Raw genomic sequence first — 17130 nt, forward strand, 5'->3', positions numbered from 1 at the left:
ACGGCGTGACTTAATAAAGATCCACCGGGTCCACATCCAGCGACCATCTGACCTGTCGTCCGCTGGGCATTTGCTCCAGCGCGAGCAACCAGGTGGCAAGCAATTTGTGCAGTGGCGCGCGTGCGCTGGACTGCACCAGCAGTTGCGCACGATAACGCCCGGCGCGGCGTTCCATTGGTGCCGGAACCGGGCCCAGCAGCTCGATGCCGCCCAGGCCCATTTGCGCAACCAGTTGCTCGGCGTCACTGCAGGCCTGATCGAGAAAGGCTTCGGCCTGCCCCGGCTTGTGTGCTTCGGCGCGCAGCAGGGCGAGGTGTGAAAACGGTGGCAAACCAGCCGAGCGGCGCTCGCTCAAGGCCTGCTCGGCAAAGGCGAAATAACCCTGCTCGGTCAGTTGGATCAGCAACGGGTGTTCGGCCAGATGAGTCTGGATGATCACCTTGCCCGGCTCTTCCGCGCGGCCGGCACGGCCTGCAACCTGCACGATCAACTGCGCCATGCGCTCGCTGGCCCGGAAGTCACCGGAAAACAGCCCGCCGTCGGCATCCAGAATCGACACCAGCGTTACCCTTGGGAAGTGATGCCCTTTGGCGAGCATTTGCGTACCCACCAAAATGCACGGCTGGCCGCGCTGGATGGTCGCGAATAACTGATTCATGGCGTCCTTGCGCGAGGTGCTGTCGCGATCCACGCGCAGCACGGGGTAGTCCGGAAACAGAATCGCCAGGCGCTCTTCGGCACGTTCGGTGCCCGCGCCTACCGGGCGCAAATCCACCTTGCCGCAGGACGGGCACTGGCGCGGTACACGTTCGACATACCCGCAGTGATGGCAGCGCAGCTCGCCCGAGCGCTGGTGCACGGTCATGCGCGCATCACAGCGCTGGCAGCCAGACATCCAGCCGCAGTCGTGGCACAGCAAGGTGGGTGCGAAGCCGCGACGGTTAAGGAAGACCAGCACCTGCTGACCTGCCGCGAGCGTCTGGCCGATGGCCTGTTGCATCGGCCCGGAAATGCCGCTGTCCAGTGGCCTGCTCTTGACGTCCAGGCGCATGAAACGCGGCTGTTGCGCACCGCCTGCGCGCTGGTTCAGGCGTAACAGGCCGTAGCGTCCGGTGTAGGCGTTGTGCAGGCTTTCCAGCGAAGGCGTGGCCGAGCCGAGGACAATCGGAATGTTTTCCTGACGCGCCCGCACCAGTGCCAGGTCGCGGGCGTGATAGCGCAGACCTTCCTGCTGTTTATAGGAGCCGTCGTGTTCTTCGTCGATGATGATCAGGCCGGGGTTCTTCATCGGCGTGAACAGTGCCGAGCGCGTGCCGATAATAATGTCGGCTTCGCCATCGCGAGCCGCCAGCCAGGCATCCAGTCGTTCGCGGTCGTTGACTGCCGAATGCAGCAGCGCGATGCGGGCATTGAAGCGCTGTTCGAAACGCGCCAGGGTTTGTGGTCCCAGGTTGATTTCCGGAATCAGCACCAGCGCCTGTTTGCCGGCCTCAAGCGTTTCGCGGATCAGTTGCAGATACACTTCAGTCTTGCCGCTGCCGGTGACGCCAGCCAGCAAAAACGCATGAAAACTGTCGAACCCGGCACGGATCGCTTCGTAAGCAGCGCGCTGCTCGGTGTTGAGCGGCAGTTCAGGCTGGGCCAGCCAGTGTTCATGGCGTGCGCTGGGTGCGTGGCTGCGAACCTCGACATACACCAGCTCCTTGGCCAGCAGCAGGTTGAGGCTGTCTTTATTAAGCATCAGCTTGCTCAGCAACTGATGCGCCACACCATGCGGATGCTGGGCGAGGGTGGTCAGCGCTTCGCGTTGCTTGGGTGCCCGCGCGATGCGCGGGTCATCGACGCTGGCACCCGGTGCAACGTGCCAGAAGCGTTCCTGGCGGCTTTCGGCCAGTTCGCCCTGACGCAGCAACACCGGCAAGGCCCAGCTCAGCGTGTCGCCCAGGCTGTGCTGGTAATACTGCGAGGTCCACAGGCACAGCTTGAACAGCGCGGGCGGCAATGGCGCTTCGCTATCGAGCAGGGCGATGGCCGGTTTGAGCTTGTCTGCAGGCACTTCGCTGTGATCGACCACTTCCACCAGAATGCCGATCATTTCCCGCCGCCCGAACGGCACCCGCAGACGCATGCCCGGCTGCAAGGCGCTGCGCGACACGCCCGCAGGAGCGCGGTAGTCGAACAGGCGGCGAAGCGGCGAGGGCAGGGCAAGGCGCAGGATGGCGTCGGGCACGCGGTGTTTCCCTGTGATGATGAGTGATGACGGAGGCGCGATCTTAGCAGACGACCGGTGTGAAGGTTCGCTTGCGTCGTTGCAATTGTCTGGTACTATCCGCAGCCTATTTCCGTGCGGTATTCAACAATAGTGTTGGATGGCGGCGCGTTAGACCGAGGAAGTACCGATGAAAGCTGATATCCATCCAGTTTACGAAGCCATTGACGCGACCTGCAGCTGCGGCAATGTCATCAAGACCCGTTCCACCCTGGCCGCTCCGCTGAGCCTGGACGTGTGCAACGAGTGCCACCCGTTCTACACCGGCAAGCAGAAGACGCTTGACGTTGGCGGCCGTGTCGACAAGTTCAAATCCCGTTTCGGTGCGTTCGGCGCTACCAAAGCGAAGTAAGACTGGCTGCCCCATGGGCATCTCCAGGCTGCTTGAAAAGGCGCTCCTTGTGGGCGTCTTTTTTATGCCCGCGATTTGGGTTTCCGGCGCGCAGGCCTTCTGCCCGGCACCTGCCTCGTTGCCGGTTGCGCAGGTGCAGCGCGTGGTCGATGGCGACACGCTGCGCCTGAGTGATGGCCGCAGCGTGCGGATGATCGGGCTCAACACGCCTGAAACCGGCAAGAAAGGCCAGTCTGCCGAGCCATTTGCCGAGGTTGCGAAAAGACGCTTGCAGGCGCTGGTGGATGAAAGCGGCGGTCAGGTCGGTTTGCGTGTCGGCCAGCAGGGCAAGGACCATTACGGTCGGACTCTGGCCAACGTTTACGATCGCAAGGGTGCAAACCTTGAGGCGCAGTTGCTCAGCGAAGGGTTGGGGTATCTGGTGGCCGTTGCGCCCAACGTTGCGCTGGTCGATTGCCAGCAAGTTGCCGAACGTGCAGCGCGGCAGGCGCAATTGGGGGTGTGGCGCGACTCGCCGGTTCAGCCCTCGACCAGGCTGAGCAAAAGCGGCTTTGCGATAGTGTCCGGTCAGGTCAAAAGCGTGCAGCGCAATCGCGGCGGTATCTGGATCGAGTTGCCAGGCTCGCTGGTCCTGCGCGTTGCCCCGGCTAACGTGAACTCATTCGACACGGCAATGCTGGAGCGCCTCAAGGGTCGGCAGGTCGAGGCGCGCGGCTGGGTGGTCGATCGGTCCCGGCGCGGTGCTCTGAAATCAGGGCAGGCACGCTGGCTGCTGCCACTGACCCACCCCGCGATGCTGAGCCCGTCAGGTCGATAGATACTGCCTTTTGGCCAGTTGTCTGGCGATGGGGGACTGGGTGTTCACGTTTCAGGTATCTAAGCGTAAAGTCTAATCCTGTGCCTATTGACAGCAGTGACTGGTCAGTCTTGTTAGGACTCTGCATCTTGCGTATCCTCGGCGGTCCGTCTGTCCCACAGTAAAAAAAGCGGAATCCAATACATGTCAGATTTGAAAACTGCCGCGCTCGAATACCATGCCAATCCTCGTCCGGGGAAGCTGAGCGTCGAACTCACCAAGCCGACTGCAACCGCTCGTGATCTGGCTCTGGCCTACAGCCCTGGCGTTGCTGAACCCGTGCGTGAAATTGCCCGTGACCCCGAGCTGGCTTACAAGTACACCGGCAAAGGCAACCTGGTAGCAGTTATTTCCGATGGCACCGCGATTCTCGGCCTCGGCGATCTGGGCCCATTGGCCTCCAAGCCGGTCATGGAAGGTAAAGGGGTTCTGTTCAAGCGTTTCGCCGGTATCGACGTTTTCGATATCGAAGTCGATTCCGAAAGCCCACAGGCGTTCATCGACACCGTAAAGCGTATCTCCATCACCTTCGGTGGTATCAATCTGGAAGACATCAAGGCACCTGAGTGCTTTGAAATCGAGAAGGCGCTGATCGAACAGTGCGACATCCCGGTTTTCCACGATGACCAGCACGGCACCGCTATCGTGACTGCTGCCGGTATGATCAACGCATTGGAAATTGTCGGTAAAACCCTCGATTCCGCGAAGATCGTCTGCCTGGGCGCTGGCGCTGCAGCCATCTCCTGCATGAAGCTGCTGGTGAGCATGGGCGCGAAGATCGAAAACATCTTCATGGTTGACCGTACCGGTGTCATTCACTCTGGCCGTACCGACCTGAACCAGTACAAGGCTGTGTTCGCTCACGCGACCGAGAAGCGCTCGCTGACCGACGCGCTGGATGGCGCTGACGTGTTCGTTGGCCTGTCAGGTCCTAACCTGCTGAGCGCTGAAAACCTCAAGCTGATGGCCAAGGACCCGATCGTGTTCGCCTGCTCGAACCCGGACCCGGAAATCTCCCCGGAGCTGGCTCACGCCACCCGTAGCGATGTGATCATGGCGACCGGCCGTTCGGACTACCCGAACCAGGTCAACAACGTTTTGGGCTTCCCTTTCATCTTCCGTGGTGCTCTGGACGTTCGCGCCAAGCGTATCAACGAAGAAATGAAGATCGCTGCAGCCAACGCCCTGCGCGAACTGGCCAAACTGCCTGTTCCTCAGGAAGTCAGCGATGCCTACGGCGGTATCAAACTGGAATTCGGTCGTGAGTACATCATCCCGAAACCAATGGACACCCGCCTGCTGGGCCTGATCGCCGACGCAGTTGCCAAGGCAGCCATCGAGAGCGGTGTTGCAACCCTGCCGTATCCGAAGCACTACCCGCTGACCAGCGTGGATGATGTGTTCAAGGGCTGATCCTTGACGCAATAAAAAACCCCTGCAGCGATGCAGGGGTTTTTTTATGCCCGGAATTGAGATCATCGTTCCTCACGCTCCAGCGTGGGAATGCCTTGGTTGACGCTCTGCGTCACAAATCTGCGCGGCACCGCTGAATCAAAAGAGGACGCGGAGCGTCCAGAACGGCATGCGACGCGGAGCGTCGCACGATAGTTGGGATTAACGGGATAGTTGGGATTATCGTTCCTCACGCTCCAGCGTGGGCATGCCTTGGGTGACGCTCTGCGTCACAAATCTGCGCGGCACCGCTGAATCAAAAGAGGACGCGGAGCGTCCAGAACGGCATGCGACGCGGAGCGTCGCACGATAGTTGAGATTAACGGGATAGTTGGGATTATCGTTCCTCACGCTCCAGCGTGGGAATGCCTTGGGTGACGCTCTGCGTCACAAATCTGCGCAGCGCCGCTGAATCAAGAGCGGACGTGTAGCGTCCAGAACGGCATGCGACGCAGAGCGTCGCACGATAGTTGGGATTAACAGGATAGTTGGGATCATCGTTCCTCACGCTCCAGCGTGGGCATGCCTTGGGTGACGCTCTGCGTCACAAATCTGCGCGGCACCGCTGAATCAAAAGAGGACGCGGAGCGTCCAGAACGGCATGCGACGCGGAGCGTCGCACGATAGTTGGGATTAACAGGATAGTTGGGATCATCTTTCCTCACGCTCCCGCGTGGGAATGCCTTGGGTGACGCTCCGCGTCACAAATCTGCGCCGCGCCGCTGAATCAAAAGAGGACGCGGAGCGTCCAGAACGGCATGCGACGCAGAGCGTCGCACGATAGTTGGGATTAACGGGATAATTGGGATTATCGTTCCTCACGCTCCCGCGTGGGAATGCCTTGGGTGACGCTCTGCGTCACAAATTTGCGCAGCGACGCTGAATCAAAAGAGGACGCGGAGCGTCCAGAACGGCATGCGACGCGGAGCATCGCACGATAGTTGGGATTAACAGGATAGTTGGGATCATCGTTCCTCACGCTCCCGCGTGGGAATGCCTTGGGTGACGCTCCGCGTCACAAATCTGCGCAGCGACGCTGAATCAAAAGAGGACGCGGAGCGTCCAGAACGGCATGCGACGCAGAGCGTCGCACGATATTGGGATTAACGGGATAGTTGGGATTATCGTTCCTCACGTCCATGTGACGCACTGCGTCACCTGCCTGCGCAGTGTTATCAGAACAAATCGATCGGTGCTGACTCATCCGCTGGCAACGGGCTGCCCGGTGCGCTGCTGCCGCCCAGTTCGTTGACGCTTGGCGGTGTGTCTTCGCTTTTGAACAGTTCGAAGAATGCGTTCGGCGTGCTAGGTGTGGCAGCGCGGCCGCTCAACGGGTCTACACGCAGGCTGAGAATGCCTGGCGGTTCGGCCTGCTGATGCGGAGGCTTGTCCTTGAGTGCAGCGCTCATGTAGTCCATCCAGATCGGCAGGGAAACCGTACCGCCAAATTCATGACGACCAAGGCTTTCAGGCTGATCGAAGCCGCTCCACACGGTTGTCACGTAGTCCGAGTTGTAACCGGAGAACCACGCATCCTTGGAATCGTTGGTGGTACCGGTCTTGCCAGCGATGTCCGGCCTGTTCATCGACAGGGCGCGACGCCCGGTGCCGCGCTTGATTACGTCCTGCAGCATGCTGTTCAGAATGTAGGTCGTGCGGCCATCTACAATGCGCTCTGCAACGGCGGGCGCTTGCGGCTGGGCCGGTGTGCCCGGTGGGCCTGCGACCACGCTCGGGCTGTCATGCACGGCAAAGGTCGATGTATTGGGCGCAGTATTGACGTCGTTGGCCGGTACGCTTGGCGGGTTGGCGACGAACAGAGTCTGGCCGTCACGGTTCTCGATGGTCTGGATCAGATAAGGACTGACCTTATAACCGCCGTTGGCAAAGGTGGCCCAGCCGGTGGCGATTTCCATCGGGGTCAACGTAGCCGTACCCAGTGCCAGCGACAGGTTGCGCGGCAAGTCCTGCTTGGAGAAGCCAAAACGGGTGATGTAGTCGATGGTGCTGTCGATGCCGAGGGCCTGGAGCAGGCGGATCGATACCAGGTTGCGAGACTTGTACAGCGCCTCGCGCAGGCGGATCGGGCCAAGGAAGGTGTTGGTGTCATTTTTCGGACGCCATACCTTGTCCAGATACTCGTCGACGAACACGATAGGTGCGTCGTTCACCAGACTGGAGGCGGTGTAGCCGTTATCCAGTGCAGCGCTGTAGATGAACGGTTTGAAGCTGGAGCCCGGCTGACGCTTGGCCTGCATGGCGCGGTTGTAGTTGCTTTGCTCGAAAGCGAAGCCGCCGACCAGTGCACGAATGGCACCGTTTTGCGGGTCAAGCGAGACCAGAGCGCTCTGCGCGACGGGAATTTGACTGAATTTCAGCGAGCCGTCGTCCTGGCGCAGCAGACGAACGAGGTCGCCCACCTTCGCAACATCGCCTGGCTGCTTCGGATTCGCCCCCAGACTGTTGGTATTCAGGTAAGGCCGCGCCCACTTCATGGTGGCCCAGTCGACGGTTTCTTCTTTCTCGCCGTTGCGGGTCAGAACGCGCAAGCCGGTCTTGTCGACCTGGGTCACGATGCCGGGTTCGAGGCCATTGATAATGCGCTGTTTGGTCAGTTCCTGTACCCAGTTGGCGCGGGTCATGCCCGGGAAGCGGCTTTCCGGGCCGCGATAGCCGTGGCGCTGGTCGTAATCGATCAGGCCCTGCTGGATGGACTTGTTGGCGTGTTCCTGAAGGTCGCTCGGCACCGTGGTAGTAACGCGGAAGCCCTCTGTGTAGGCCTCGCTGCCGTAACGGCCGACCATTTCGGCGCGTGCCATTTCAGCAATGTACGGCGCGTTCACTTCCGGCGTTGGCACGTGATAACTGGCGTTGAGCGGTTCGTTCAAGGCTGTCTGGTAAGCGGTCTGGTCAATCTTGCCCAGGCGGTACATGCGGCCGAGGATCCAGTCGCGACGTTCCTTGGCGCGGGTCGGGTTGGCCAGCGGGTTGAAGCGTGACGGCGCCTTGGGCAGACCGGCAATCATGGCCATTTGCGCAAGGCTTACATCGCGAATCGATTTGCCATAGTAGACTTGCGCCGCGGCTTCGATTCCGTAGGCGCGGTTACCCAGATAAATCTTGTTGACGTACAGCTCGAGAATCTCGTCTTTGGTAAGTTGGCGCTCGATTTGCAAGGCCAACAGAATCTCGGTGGTTTTGCGTGAAAAGCTTCTTTCGCTGGTCAGGAAGAAGTTTTTCGCGACCTGCATGGTGATGGTACTGCCGCCTGACTGAATATGGCCGCTTTTTACCAGTTGTGTGGCAGCGCGCATCAGGCTGCTCGGGTCGACGCCATAGTGATTGGCGAAGTTATCGTCTTCGGCCGATAGCAGGGCGTTGATGAAATTGGGTGGAATTTCCGCGAAGCGAATCGGCGTGCGGCGCATCTCGCCAAACTCGGCAATCAGCTTGCCGTCGCTGCTGAATACGCGCAGGGGGATTTGCAGTTGAATGCTTCGCAGCGCTTCAACCGATGGCAGGGTCGGGCTCAGGTAGAGAAACGCGCCACTCAGGCCAAGCAACAGCGAGCAGAATACCGCGACGAGGGACCACCAGAAAAACTTCAGCAGGCGTATCAAGGCTTTTGGATTTCCAGAAAAAATAATGGGTTAAGCGCAGGCATTTACAAATGAACACGCCTTGAAGCTTTCTTAAATGAAAAAATCGCTGGGCATTATAAGCATTTTTCGTCCACGAGCGTGATTTGCGCTACTGTCAAGGCTGTCGACAGTGACGTTGACCCGAAATAACTCCGTAAGTGGCGGAAACTCATAGGAATCAGGTTGTGTTCGAACTCTTCAGTAAGAAGGCCAACACCCTTCTAGGGATCGATATTAGCTCCACCTCGGTAAAACTCCTGGAATTGAGTCGTTCCGGCACTCGTTACAAGGTCGAGTCTTACGCAGTCGAGCCGTTGCCGGCCAACGCTGTCGTCGAAAAGAATATTGCCGAGCTCGAAGGGGTTGGCCAGGCGCTGTCTCGCGTGCTCGCCAAGGCCAAGACCAGCGTCAAGATTGTGGCGGTCGCCGTAGCCGGTTCCGCCGTGATCACCAAGACGATTGAAATGGACGCCGGTCTTTCCGACGACGACATGGAAAACCAGCTCAAGCTTGAGGCTGACCAGTACATCCCTTATCCGCTGGAAGAAGTCGCCATCGATTTCGAAGTGCAGGGCTACTCGGTGCGCAATCCCGAACGCGTCGAGGTATTGCTGGCTGCCTGCCGCAAAGAGAACGTCGAAGTGCGGGAGGCAGCGCTGGCGCTGGCCGGGCTGACCGCGCGCGTGGTGGACGTCGAAGCTTACGCCCTTGAACGCTCGTTCGGGCTGCTGGCTGCGCAACTGGGTAACGGTCATGACGAGCTTACCGTGGCGGTGGTCGATATCGGAGCCACCATGACCACCCTCAGCGTGCTGCATCATGGCCGGATCATCTATACCCGCGAGCAACTGTTCGGCGGCCGCCAGCTGACTGACGAAATTCAGCGCCGCTATGGCCTTTCCATGGAGGAGGCCGGGCTTGCCAAGAAGCAGGGCGGGTTGCCCGACGACTATGTCAGCGAGGTGCTGGACCCCTTCAAGGATGCGTTGGTGCAGCAGGTCTCCCGTTCTTTGCAGTTCTTTTTTGCGGCCGGTCAATACAACTCCGTGGATCACATCATGCTGGCAGGCGGCACGGCTTCGATTTCAGGGCTGGAGCATTTGATTCAGCGACGCATTGGCACCCCTACGATGGTCGCCAACCCGTTTGCCGATATGGCCCTGAGCTCCAAGGTCAATGCCGGGGCACTGGCCAGTGACGCTCCCGCATTGATGATCGCGTGCGGTCTGGCGTTGAGGAGCTTCGACTGATGGCGCGGATCAACTTATTACCGTGGCGCGAAGAGCTTCGCGAAGAACGTAAAAAGCGCTTCCTGACCGCGCTGGTCGGCGTATTGGTGGTGTCAGTCGGTATTCTGTTTCTGATTGATCGTTACGTCAGCAATGCCATAGAGCATCAGATGGCGCGCAACGCGTTTGTGCAGACGCAGATCGCTCAGCTCGATATACGCATCAAGGAGATCAGCGACCTGAAGGCGCGTCGTAAACAGTTACTTGAGCGCATGAAGATCATTCAGGACCTGCAAGGCAACCGCCCGATCACAGGGCGTGTATTCGATCAACTGGCGCGCACTCTTCCGGATGGCGTTTATTTCTCGCAGGTCAAAATGACCGACAAGCTGATTGCCATCAGTGGCGCTGCCGAATCGAACAACCGGGTTTCCGACCTGATGCGCAACCTTGAAGCCTCTGACTGGCTGGAAGCGCCGAGCCTGACCGAAGTGAAGGCCACGACGGCAGGGGCCGTGGATCAGGCCAACGTCTTTCAGTTGACAGTGCGTCAGACCCAGCCGCCGGTTGCCGCGGCTGCACCCGCTGCAACTACGCCTGCTACAGGAGCCAAGCCATGAATATGTCTGAATGGCTGGAAGGGCTTCGCAAGGTTGACCTGAGCGAGCTGGACCTGAACAACCTGGGTTCCTGGCCCGCAGCGGTCAAGGCCATTGCCGGCGTGCTGGTCGCGGTACTGATTTTCGCACTGGGCTACTTCTTCTTTATTCAGGACCTGGAAACCCAGCTGGAAAGCGCACAGAACAGTGAGGTGACGCTCAAGGAGCAGTTTTCCAACAAGGCCTTCCAGGCTGCCAACCTTGAGCCTTACAAGAAGCAGATGGAAGAAATGGAAAACACCTTCGGGGCCCTGCTGCGGCAATTGCCCAGCGACACCGAAGTGCCTGGCTTGCTTGAGGATATAACCCGGACCGGGCTGGGAAGCGGTCTTGAGTTCGAGGAAATCAAACTGCTGCCCGAGGCGGTCCAGCAGTTCTACATCGAGCTGCCGATACAGATCACGGTAGTCGGTGGTTATCACGACCTGGCGACCTTCGTCAGCGGTGTCGCCAGCCTGCCGCGCATCGTCACGCTGCATGATTTCGAGATCAAGCCGGTCGACCCGAAGGTGCCGACCAAGTTGCGCATGAGCATTCTGGCCAAGACCTACCGCTACAACGATGAAGGGCTGAAGAAATGAGGGCGGCGCGATTGCTGTGCGTCAGTGTGGTTATGACAGGGTTGGCCGGTTGCGGTAATGACAATGATTTTGCCGACCTGTCGGCGTTCATGGATCAGGCCAGAGCGCGCCCGAGCGGCACTATCGAGGCCCTGCCGAAGTTTCGTCCGTATGAAGCGTTCACCTACAACGCCTCTACGCTGCGCAGTCCTTTTCAGCCACCGGTCAAGATCGACCTGCTCAACCGCCAGAAGGGCTCGCGGCTGGTAGCACCGGACGAGCACCGGGTCAGGCAGTTCCTGGAAGGGTTCAATATCGAGTCGTTCGAGATGGTCGGCACGATTGGCAACGAGTCAGGGACATTTGCCCTGCTGCGCGGTGCCGGAGGCGTTCATCGCGTCAAGGTGGGCGATTACCTGGGCCGTAACAACGGCCGGGTAGTGTCAATCGGTGATGCGCAGGTAGATGTCATTGAAATTGTTCCTGATGGAGAGGGGGCCTGGCTGGAAAGGCCGCGCACTATCGCCCTCAAAGAACGCTCATGAAGTGGGCAAGGCCAAGTATGCACAGTAGCGCTCAACGGAAATTGATCATGACCCGGATTTTCTCGATTATCGGCGTGTCGTTATGCATCGCGATGCTTTCGCCGGTTCTCCAGGCTGCCAACCTAAAGACCCTGGATGTCGCCGCCCTGCCGGGTGATCGCATCGAGCTCAAGCTGGCATTCGACTCGCCGGTGCCTGCGCCGCGCGGTTACACCACGGCGCAACCTGCGCGTATTGCGCTGGACCTGCCGGGCGTGACCAGTCAGTTGGCGACCAAAAGCCGTGAACTCGGTAACGGTAACGCACGCAGCGTGGTCGTTGTACAGGCTCAGGACCGCACGCGGGTAATCATTAACCTGACCACGCTTTCGCCCTACAGCTCCCGCGTCGACGGCAACAACCTGTACGTGGTTATCGGTCAGGGCGCAGCCGCTGCGCAGGCTTCCCAGCCAACCACCGCGATGGGCGCGCAACGGGTAGCGGTGCCGCCACCCACTCCGGCATCTGCCAAACCGTTTATCCCTGCGGGCGTCAAGGCCATCAGGAATGTCGATTTCCAGCGCGGCGAGCTGGGTGAAGGCAATGTGATCATAGACTTGAGCAACCCCGGCATTGCCCCGGATATTCAGGAGCAGGGCGGCAAGATCCGTGTCGACTTCGCCAAGACCCAACTGCCCGAACCGCTGCGCGTCCGGCTGGACGTCAAGGACTTCGCCACGCCGGTGCAGTTTGTCAGTGCGTCGGCTACGGGTGACAAGGCCAGTATTCTGATCGAGCCGTCGGGTGCCTTCGACTACTCGGCGTTTCAGACCGAAAACAAGCTGACCATCAGTGTGCGGCCGTTGACCAATGAGGATCTGGACCGCCGCGCCGCTGACAAACCGGTGTACACCGGTGAAAAGCTGTCGCTGAACTTCCAGGACATCGACGTACGCTCGGTGCTGCAACTGATTGCCGACTTCACCAACCTCAATCTGGTAGCCAGCGACACGGTTCAGGGCGGTATTACTCTGCGTCTGCAGAACGTGCCATGGGATCAGGCGCTGGACCTGGTGCTGAAAACCAAAGGCCTGGACAAGCGCAAGGTCGGCAGCGTCCTGCTGGTCGCGCCCGCCGATGAAATTGCTGCCCGCGAGCGTCAGGAGCTTGAATCGCTCAAGCAGATCGCCGAGCTGGCGCCCCTGCGTCGTGAATTGTTGCAGGTCAATTACGCCAAGGCTGCCGATATCGCCAAGCTGTTCCAGTCGGTGACCAGCGCCGAGTCCAAGACCGACGAGCGTGGTTCGATCACTGTGGACGACCGGACCAATAACATCATTGCCTATCAAACCCAGGACCGGCTCGACGAACTGCGTCGCATCGTCTCGCAACTGGACATTCCGGTGCGTCAGGTGATGATCGAGGCGCGCATCGTCGAGGCCAACGTCGATTACAACAAGCAACTGGGTGTGCGCTGGGGCGGCTCGACCAACACCAGCGGCAATGGAAAATGGACAACCTATGGCCTTGATAATAATGGCGATGAGGCAGGTAACACTGGCAGCAACGTGACCTCCAACGTGCCGTTTGTCGATATGGGCGCATCTGGCGCAACCTCCGGCATTGGCCTGGGCTTCGTCACCAACAATACGTTGCTGGACCTTGAACTGAGCGCGATGGAGAAGACCGGTAACGGTGAAATCGTCTCCCAGCCCAAGGTAGTCACTTCCGACAAGGAAACCGCCAAGATCCTCAAGGGCACCGAGATCCCGTATCAGGAATCCAGCTCCAGCGGTGCAACCACGGTGAGCTTCAAGGAAGCCTCGCTGTCGCTTGAAGTAACGCCGCAGATCACGCCGGATAACCGCATCATCATGGAGGTCAAGGTCACCAAGGATGAGCCGGACTACCTGAATGCGGTGCTTGGCGTACCACCGATCAAGAAAAACGAGGTCAACGCCAAAGTGCTTATTTCCGATGGCGAAACCATCGTCATTGGTGGTGTGTTCTCAAATACGCAAAGTAAAGTTGTCGATAAAGTGCCATTTCTTGGCGATGTACCGTATCTTGGCCGGCTTTTCAGGCGCGATGTGGTATCCGAGTCCAAATCCGAGCTGTTGGTATTTTTGACTCCGCGTATCATGAACAACCAGGCGATTTCTGTGAGTCGTTGATTTTGTGCGAAATTTAATACTTGTGGGGCCGATGGGTGCTGGCAAAAGCACCATCGGCCGTTTGCTTGCCAAAGAGTTGCGACTGCCGTTCAAGGATTCCGACAAGGAAATCGAGTTGCGCACGGGTGCCAATATCCCGTGGATCTTCGACAAGGAAGGTGAGCCGGGTTTCCGTGAGCGCGAGCAGGCCATGATTGCCGAGCTGTGCGAAGCCGATGGCCTGGTTCTGGCCACCGGTGGCGGCGCCGTCATGCGCAGTGAAAACCGTCATGCGCTGCGTGCCGGTGGGCGCGTGGTGTATCTGCATGCCTCCATAGAACAGCAGGTCGGGCGCACCGCGCGTGACAGAAATCGTCCTTTGTTGCGTACCGCCGATCCGGCCCGGGTGCTGAGCGAATTGCTGGCTATCCGCGACCCGCTGTATCGGGAAATCGCCGACGTGGTGATTGAAACCGATGAGCGGCCACCCCGAATGGTGGTTCTCGAGATATTGGCGCGCCTTGCAGAGCTTCCTCCCCGTTAAAGCGCAGGCGAAAATGCGCTATTCTCGTCGACCAGCAAAACAGCGACGGTGCATGGCCTTGCGTCATGACCTGCTGAAGCACAAACCGTCCAACCGGTAATCAATGTGGGGACACATGCAGACACTTAAGGTCGAGCTTGGTGAGCGTAGCTACCCGATCCATATTGGCGAAGGCCTGCTGGATCAGCCAGAGCTCCTGACCCCGCATATCGTCGGGCGTCAGGTGGCTATCGTTTCCAACACGACAGTGGCACCGCTGTATCTGGAGCGTCTGACGCAGACCCTGGCCGGTTACAACGTTCTTCCGATTGTTCTGCCCGATGGCGAGGCGTTCAAGAACTGGGAAACCCTGCAGACCATTTTCGATGGCCTGCTGACCGCTCGTCATGATCGCCGCACCACGGTCATCGCCTTGGGTGGCGGTGTGATTGGTGACATGGCCGGGTTTGCTGCCGCCTGTTATCAGCGCGGCGTGAATTTCATCCAGATCCCGACCACGTTGCTGTCCCAGGTAGACTCATCGGTGGGCGGCAAGACCGGCATCAATCATCCGTTTGGCAAGAACATGGTGGGGGCCTTCTATCAGCCAAGCGTCGTGCTGATCGATACCACCTCGCTCAATACCCTGCCCGAGCGTGAACTGTCCGCCGGGCTGGCAGAGGTCATCAAGTACGGCCTGATCTGCGACGAGCCGTTTCTGACCTGGCTTGAAGAGCACGTCGACGCGCTGCGCGGGCTGGATCAGGCAGCGCTGACCGTGGCCATCGAACGCTCCTGTGCGGCCAAGGCGCTGGTGGTCGGCGCCGACGAGCGTGAGTCCGGTGTTCGCGCCACATTGAACCTGGGTCACACATTCGGTCACGCCATCGAGACGCATATGGGCTATGGTGTCTGGCTGCATGGCGAGGCAGTAGCTGCCGGTACGGTCATGGCGCTGGAAATGTCCTCGCGTCTGGGCTGGATCAGCACGCAGGATCGGGATCGCGGTATTCGCCTGTTTCAGCGCGCCGGGCTGCCTGTGGTGCCACCGCAGGACATGACGGAAGACAATTTCCTCGAACACATGGCGATCGACAAGAAAGTCATCGACGGTCGCTTGCGTCTGGTGCTGTTGCGCCAGATGGGTGAAGCGGTTATCACGGACGATTATCCAAAAGAAGTATTACAGGCCACTCTGGTTGCGGACTATCGCGCCCTGGTGGATCAGCTTAGAGGTTAACGGAAAACCCATGACTAGTTTGCATGCCGACGAGGCCTTCCTCGGCCATTATCAGTTGAGTCATGACCCCTTTGCAGCGCGGGTACCTGGCTTCAAATTCTTTCCTGCCCAGCGCAAGCCTGTACTGGGTCAGCTTCATCATCTGGCGCGTTACAGCCAGTTGTTGCTGGCAGTGACCGGGCCGCAGGGCAGCGGCAAGACCCTGCTGCGTCAGGCGCTGGTAGCAAGCACCAACAAGCAGTCTGTGCAAAGCGTTGTGGTTTCTGCACGCGGCGCTGGCGATGCGGCAGGTGTGCTGCAGCAGGTTGCCCAGGCGCTGAGCGTTGCCCAGGCTGAAATGCAGGCGATCCTGTCGCAGGTCGTACAGCTCGGGCTGACCGGCCAGGAAGTCTACTTGCTGGTTGACGATGCGGAACAACTGGGCGATTCGGCGCTCGAAGCGTTGCTGGGTCTTGCTGCGGGAACGCCTGAAGGGCGTCCGCATGTATTCCTGTTCGGAGAGCCATCGCTGCTCGATCGTCTCGATCAGATGTGTGCCGACCTGCAGGGCGATGTCGAAGGCGAACGCTTTCACGTCATCGAGCTGCAACCCTATACGGAAGAGGAAACCCGAGAGTATCTGGCTCAGCGTCTGGAGGGTGCAGGGCAAGGAATCGCGTTGTTCACTGCCGACCAGATCACCGATATTCATGAACAGTCCGATGGCTGGCCTGGGGCAATCAACCAGGTAGCCCGCGATTCAATGATCGAGGCGATGATCGCGAGTCGTTCCGCGGTCAAGCGTCCAAGTGTGGGGTTCAACATGCCGAAAAAACACGTATTGGCCTTGGGTGCCGTCGTCATAGTGGCCGTGGCAGCAGCAGTGCTGATCCCGGGTCGCGGTGACAAAACGGGCACGCCAGCCAATGCCCCTGCTTCTGCTCAGGCGCAATTGCCGCTGGGCGAGGGCAAGCCAACTGCTCAGCAATCGAACAACGGTAGCCCGGCCATCGAGTTCGCGGGCAATTCCCAGCCGATGCCGCTGCCGATGAATGGCAACTCGCAACCGGTGATGCGCGGCCCGCTGGCTGAAGCAGCCGGGTCGAGTGATTCCGACGAAGACGCGGTGCCGACAGGTTCGCCTGCCCAGCCGCCGACCGTGACCACCACTGCGCCGCCTGCGGGCGTGCCTGCCGGTCAGGCTGCTGCCCAGACGCCACGCTCGTCTATTCCTGCCCCAGCCGCCAAGCCAGCGCCAGCGCCTGCACCTGCGCCTGCTCAGGTCGCCACAGCCAAGCCAGCTCCGGCCCCGGCTGCCAAGCCTGCGGAAAAACCTGCGCCAGCAGCCGCCAAACCGGCTGCCGGTAGCAATTGGTACAGCAGTCAGGCGCCAGGCCATTATGTGGTACAGATTCTGGGCACCAGCTCCGAAGCGACCGCTCAGGCCTACATCGCAGAGCAAGGTGGCGAGTACCGTTATTTCAAGAAAACCCTGCAGGGCAAGCCGCTGTACGTCATCACGTATGGCAACTTTCCTGACCGTGCTGCCGCCCTGGCAGCCATCAAAGTATTGCCAGCCAAGGTTCAGGCTGGTAAACCTTGGCCCCGTACTGTCGCCAGCGTCCAACAAGAGCTTGGTGCCAGTCGCTGAAGTCGCAGCGGCCTTATCCGGGCCGCTTCACCCAGCCAGCCT

The 17130-nt window shown here is 59.6% G+C and carries 13 protein-coding genes; 11 read left to right on the forward strand and 2 right to left on the reverse strand.

The window, feature by feature from the left end:
* Window positions 1-10: 10 nt before the first annotated feature.
* A complete protein-coding gene (locus KP808_RS01940) occupies window positions 11-2230 on the reverse strand; it encodes a primosomal protein N' (protein ID WP_058408271.1) in 2220 nt (739 codons plus the stop codon).
* Window positions 2231-2399: 169 nt separating this feature from the next.
* On the opposite strand from KP808_RS01940, the gene rpmE reads away from it, so the two are divergent.
* The 3 genes from rpmE to KP808_RS01955 all read left to right on the forward strand — a co-directional run bounded on the left by rpmE (window position 2400) and on the right by KP808_RS01955 (window position 4890).
* Window positions 2400-2621 carry a 50S ribosomal protein L31 gene (rpmE, locus tag KP808_RS01945; protein ID WP_002551648.1) on the forward strand — a complete coding sequence of 74 codons (222 nt, stop codon included), beginning with the start codon at window positions 2400-2402 and terminating at the stop codon, window positions 2619-2621.
* Window positions 2622-2634: 13 nt separating this feature from the next.
* Window positions 2635-3438: a thermonuclease family protein gene (locus KP808_RS01950; RefSeq protein ID WP_230017351.1), complete on the forward strand. Its 804-nt coding sequence runs from the start codon at window positions 2635-2637 to the stop codon at window positions 3436-3438.
* Window positions 3439-3621: 183 nt separating this feature from the next.
* A complete protein-coding gene (locus KP808_RS01955; protein WP_002551650.1) occupies window positions 3622-4890 on the forward strand; it encodes a malic enzyme-like NAD(P)-binding protein in 1269 nt (422 codons plus the stop codon).
* 1214 nt (window positions 4891-6104) lie between these two features.
* On the opposite strand, the gene KP808_RS01960 is transcribed toward KP808_RS01955, so the two are convergent.
* Window positions 6105-8546 (reverse strand): penicillin-binding protein 1A, encoded by a 2442-nt coding sequence (locus KP808_RS01960; protein ID WP_407692673.1) that lies wholly within the window; start codon window positions 8544-8546, stop codon window positions 6105-6107.
* A gap of 209 nt (window positions 8547-8755) precedes the next feature.
* Here KP808_RS01960 and KP808_RS01965 point away from each other — a divergent pair, with 209 nt between their 5' ends.
* The 8 genes from KP808_RS01965 to KP808_RS02000 all read left to right on the forward strand — a co-directional run bounded on the left by KP808_RS01965 (window position 8756) and on the right by KP808_RS02000 (window position 17088).
* Window positions 8756-9820: a pilus assembly protein PilM gene (locus KP808_RS01965; protein ID WP_002551652.1), complete on the forward strand. Its 1065-nt coding sequence runs from the start codon at window positions 8756-8758 to the stop codon at window positions 9818-9820.
* Window positions 9820-10419, forward strand: coding sequence for a PilN domain-containing protein (locus KP808_RS01970; protein ID WP_004654254.1), 600 nt, complete (start codon window positions 9820-9822; stop codon window positions 10417-10419). The genes KP808_RS01965 and KP808_RS01970 overlap by 1 nt, the downstream gene beginning before the upstream one ends.
* Entirely contained in the window at window positions 10416-11039 is a 624-nt protein-coding gene (pilO, locus tag KP808_RS01975) for a type 4a pilus biogenesis protein PilO (RefSeq protein ID WP_002551654.1), read from the forward strand. Before KP808_RS01970 ends, pilO begins: the two co-directional genes overlap by 4 nt.
* Window positions 11036-11563: a type 4a pilus biogenesis lipoprotein PilP gene (gene pilP, locus KP808_RS01980; protein WP_002551655.1), complete on the forward strand. Its 528-nt coding sequence runs from the start codon at window positions 11036-11038 to the stop codon at window positions 11561-11563. Before pilO ends, pilP begins: the two co-directional genes overlap by 4 nt.
* 47 nt (window positions 11564-11610) lie before the next feature.
* Window positions 11611-13716 (forward strand): type IV pilus secretin PilQ, encoded by a 2106-nt coding sequence (gene pilQ / locus KP808_RS01985; RefSeq protein WP_005743117.1) that lies wholly within the window; start codon window positions 11611-11613, stop codon window positions 13714-13716.
* Window positions 13717-13720: 4 nt separating this feature from the next.
* The gene (gene aroK, locus KP808_RS01990; RefSeq protein ID WP_058399805.1) at window positions 13721-14239 is read left to right on the forward strand and encodes a shikimate kinase AroK; all 519 of its coding nucleotides are present in this window, start codon (window positions 13721-13723) and stop codon (window positions 14237-14239) included.
* A 115-nt stretch (window positions 14240-14354) separates the two neighbouring features.
* Window positions 14355-15458 (forward strand): 3-dehydroquinate synthase, encoded by a 1104-nt coding sequence (gene aroB, locus KP808_RS01995; RefSeq protein WP_230017353.1) that lies wholly within the window; start codon window positions 14355-14357, stop codon window positions 15456-15458.
* A 10-nt stretch (window positions 15459-15468) separates the two neighbouring features.
* Entirely contained in the window at window positions 15469-17088 is a 1620-nt protein-coding gene (locus KP808_RS02000) for an SPOR domain-containing protein (RefSeq protein ID WP_005778690.1), read from the forward strand.
* Window positions 17089-17130: the final 42 nt, after the last annotated feature.

The organism is Pseudomonas savastanoi, assembly GCF_020917325.1.
Lineage (GTDB): Bacteria > Pseudomonadota > Gammaproteobacteria > Pseudomonadales > Pseudomonadaceae > Aquipseudomonas > Aquipseudomonas amygdali.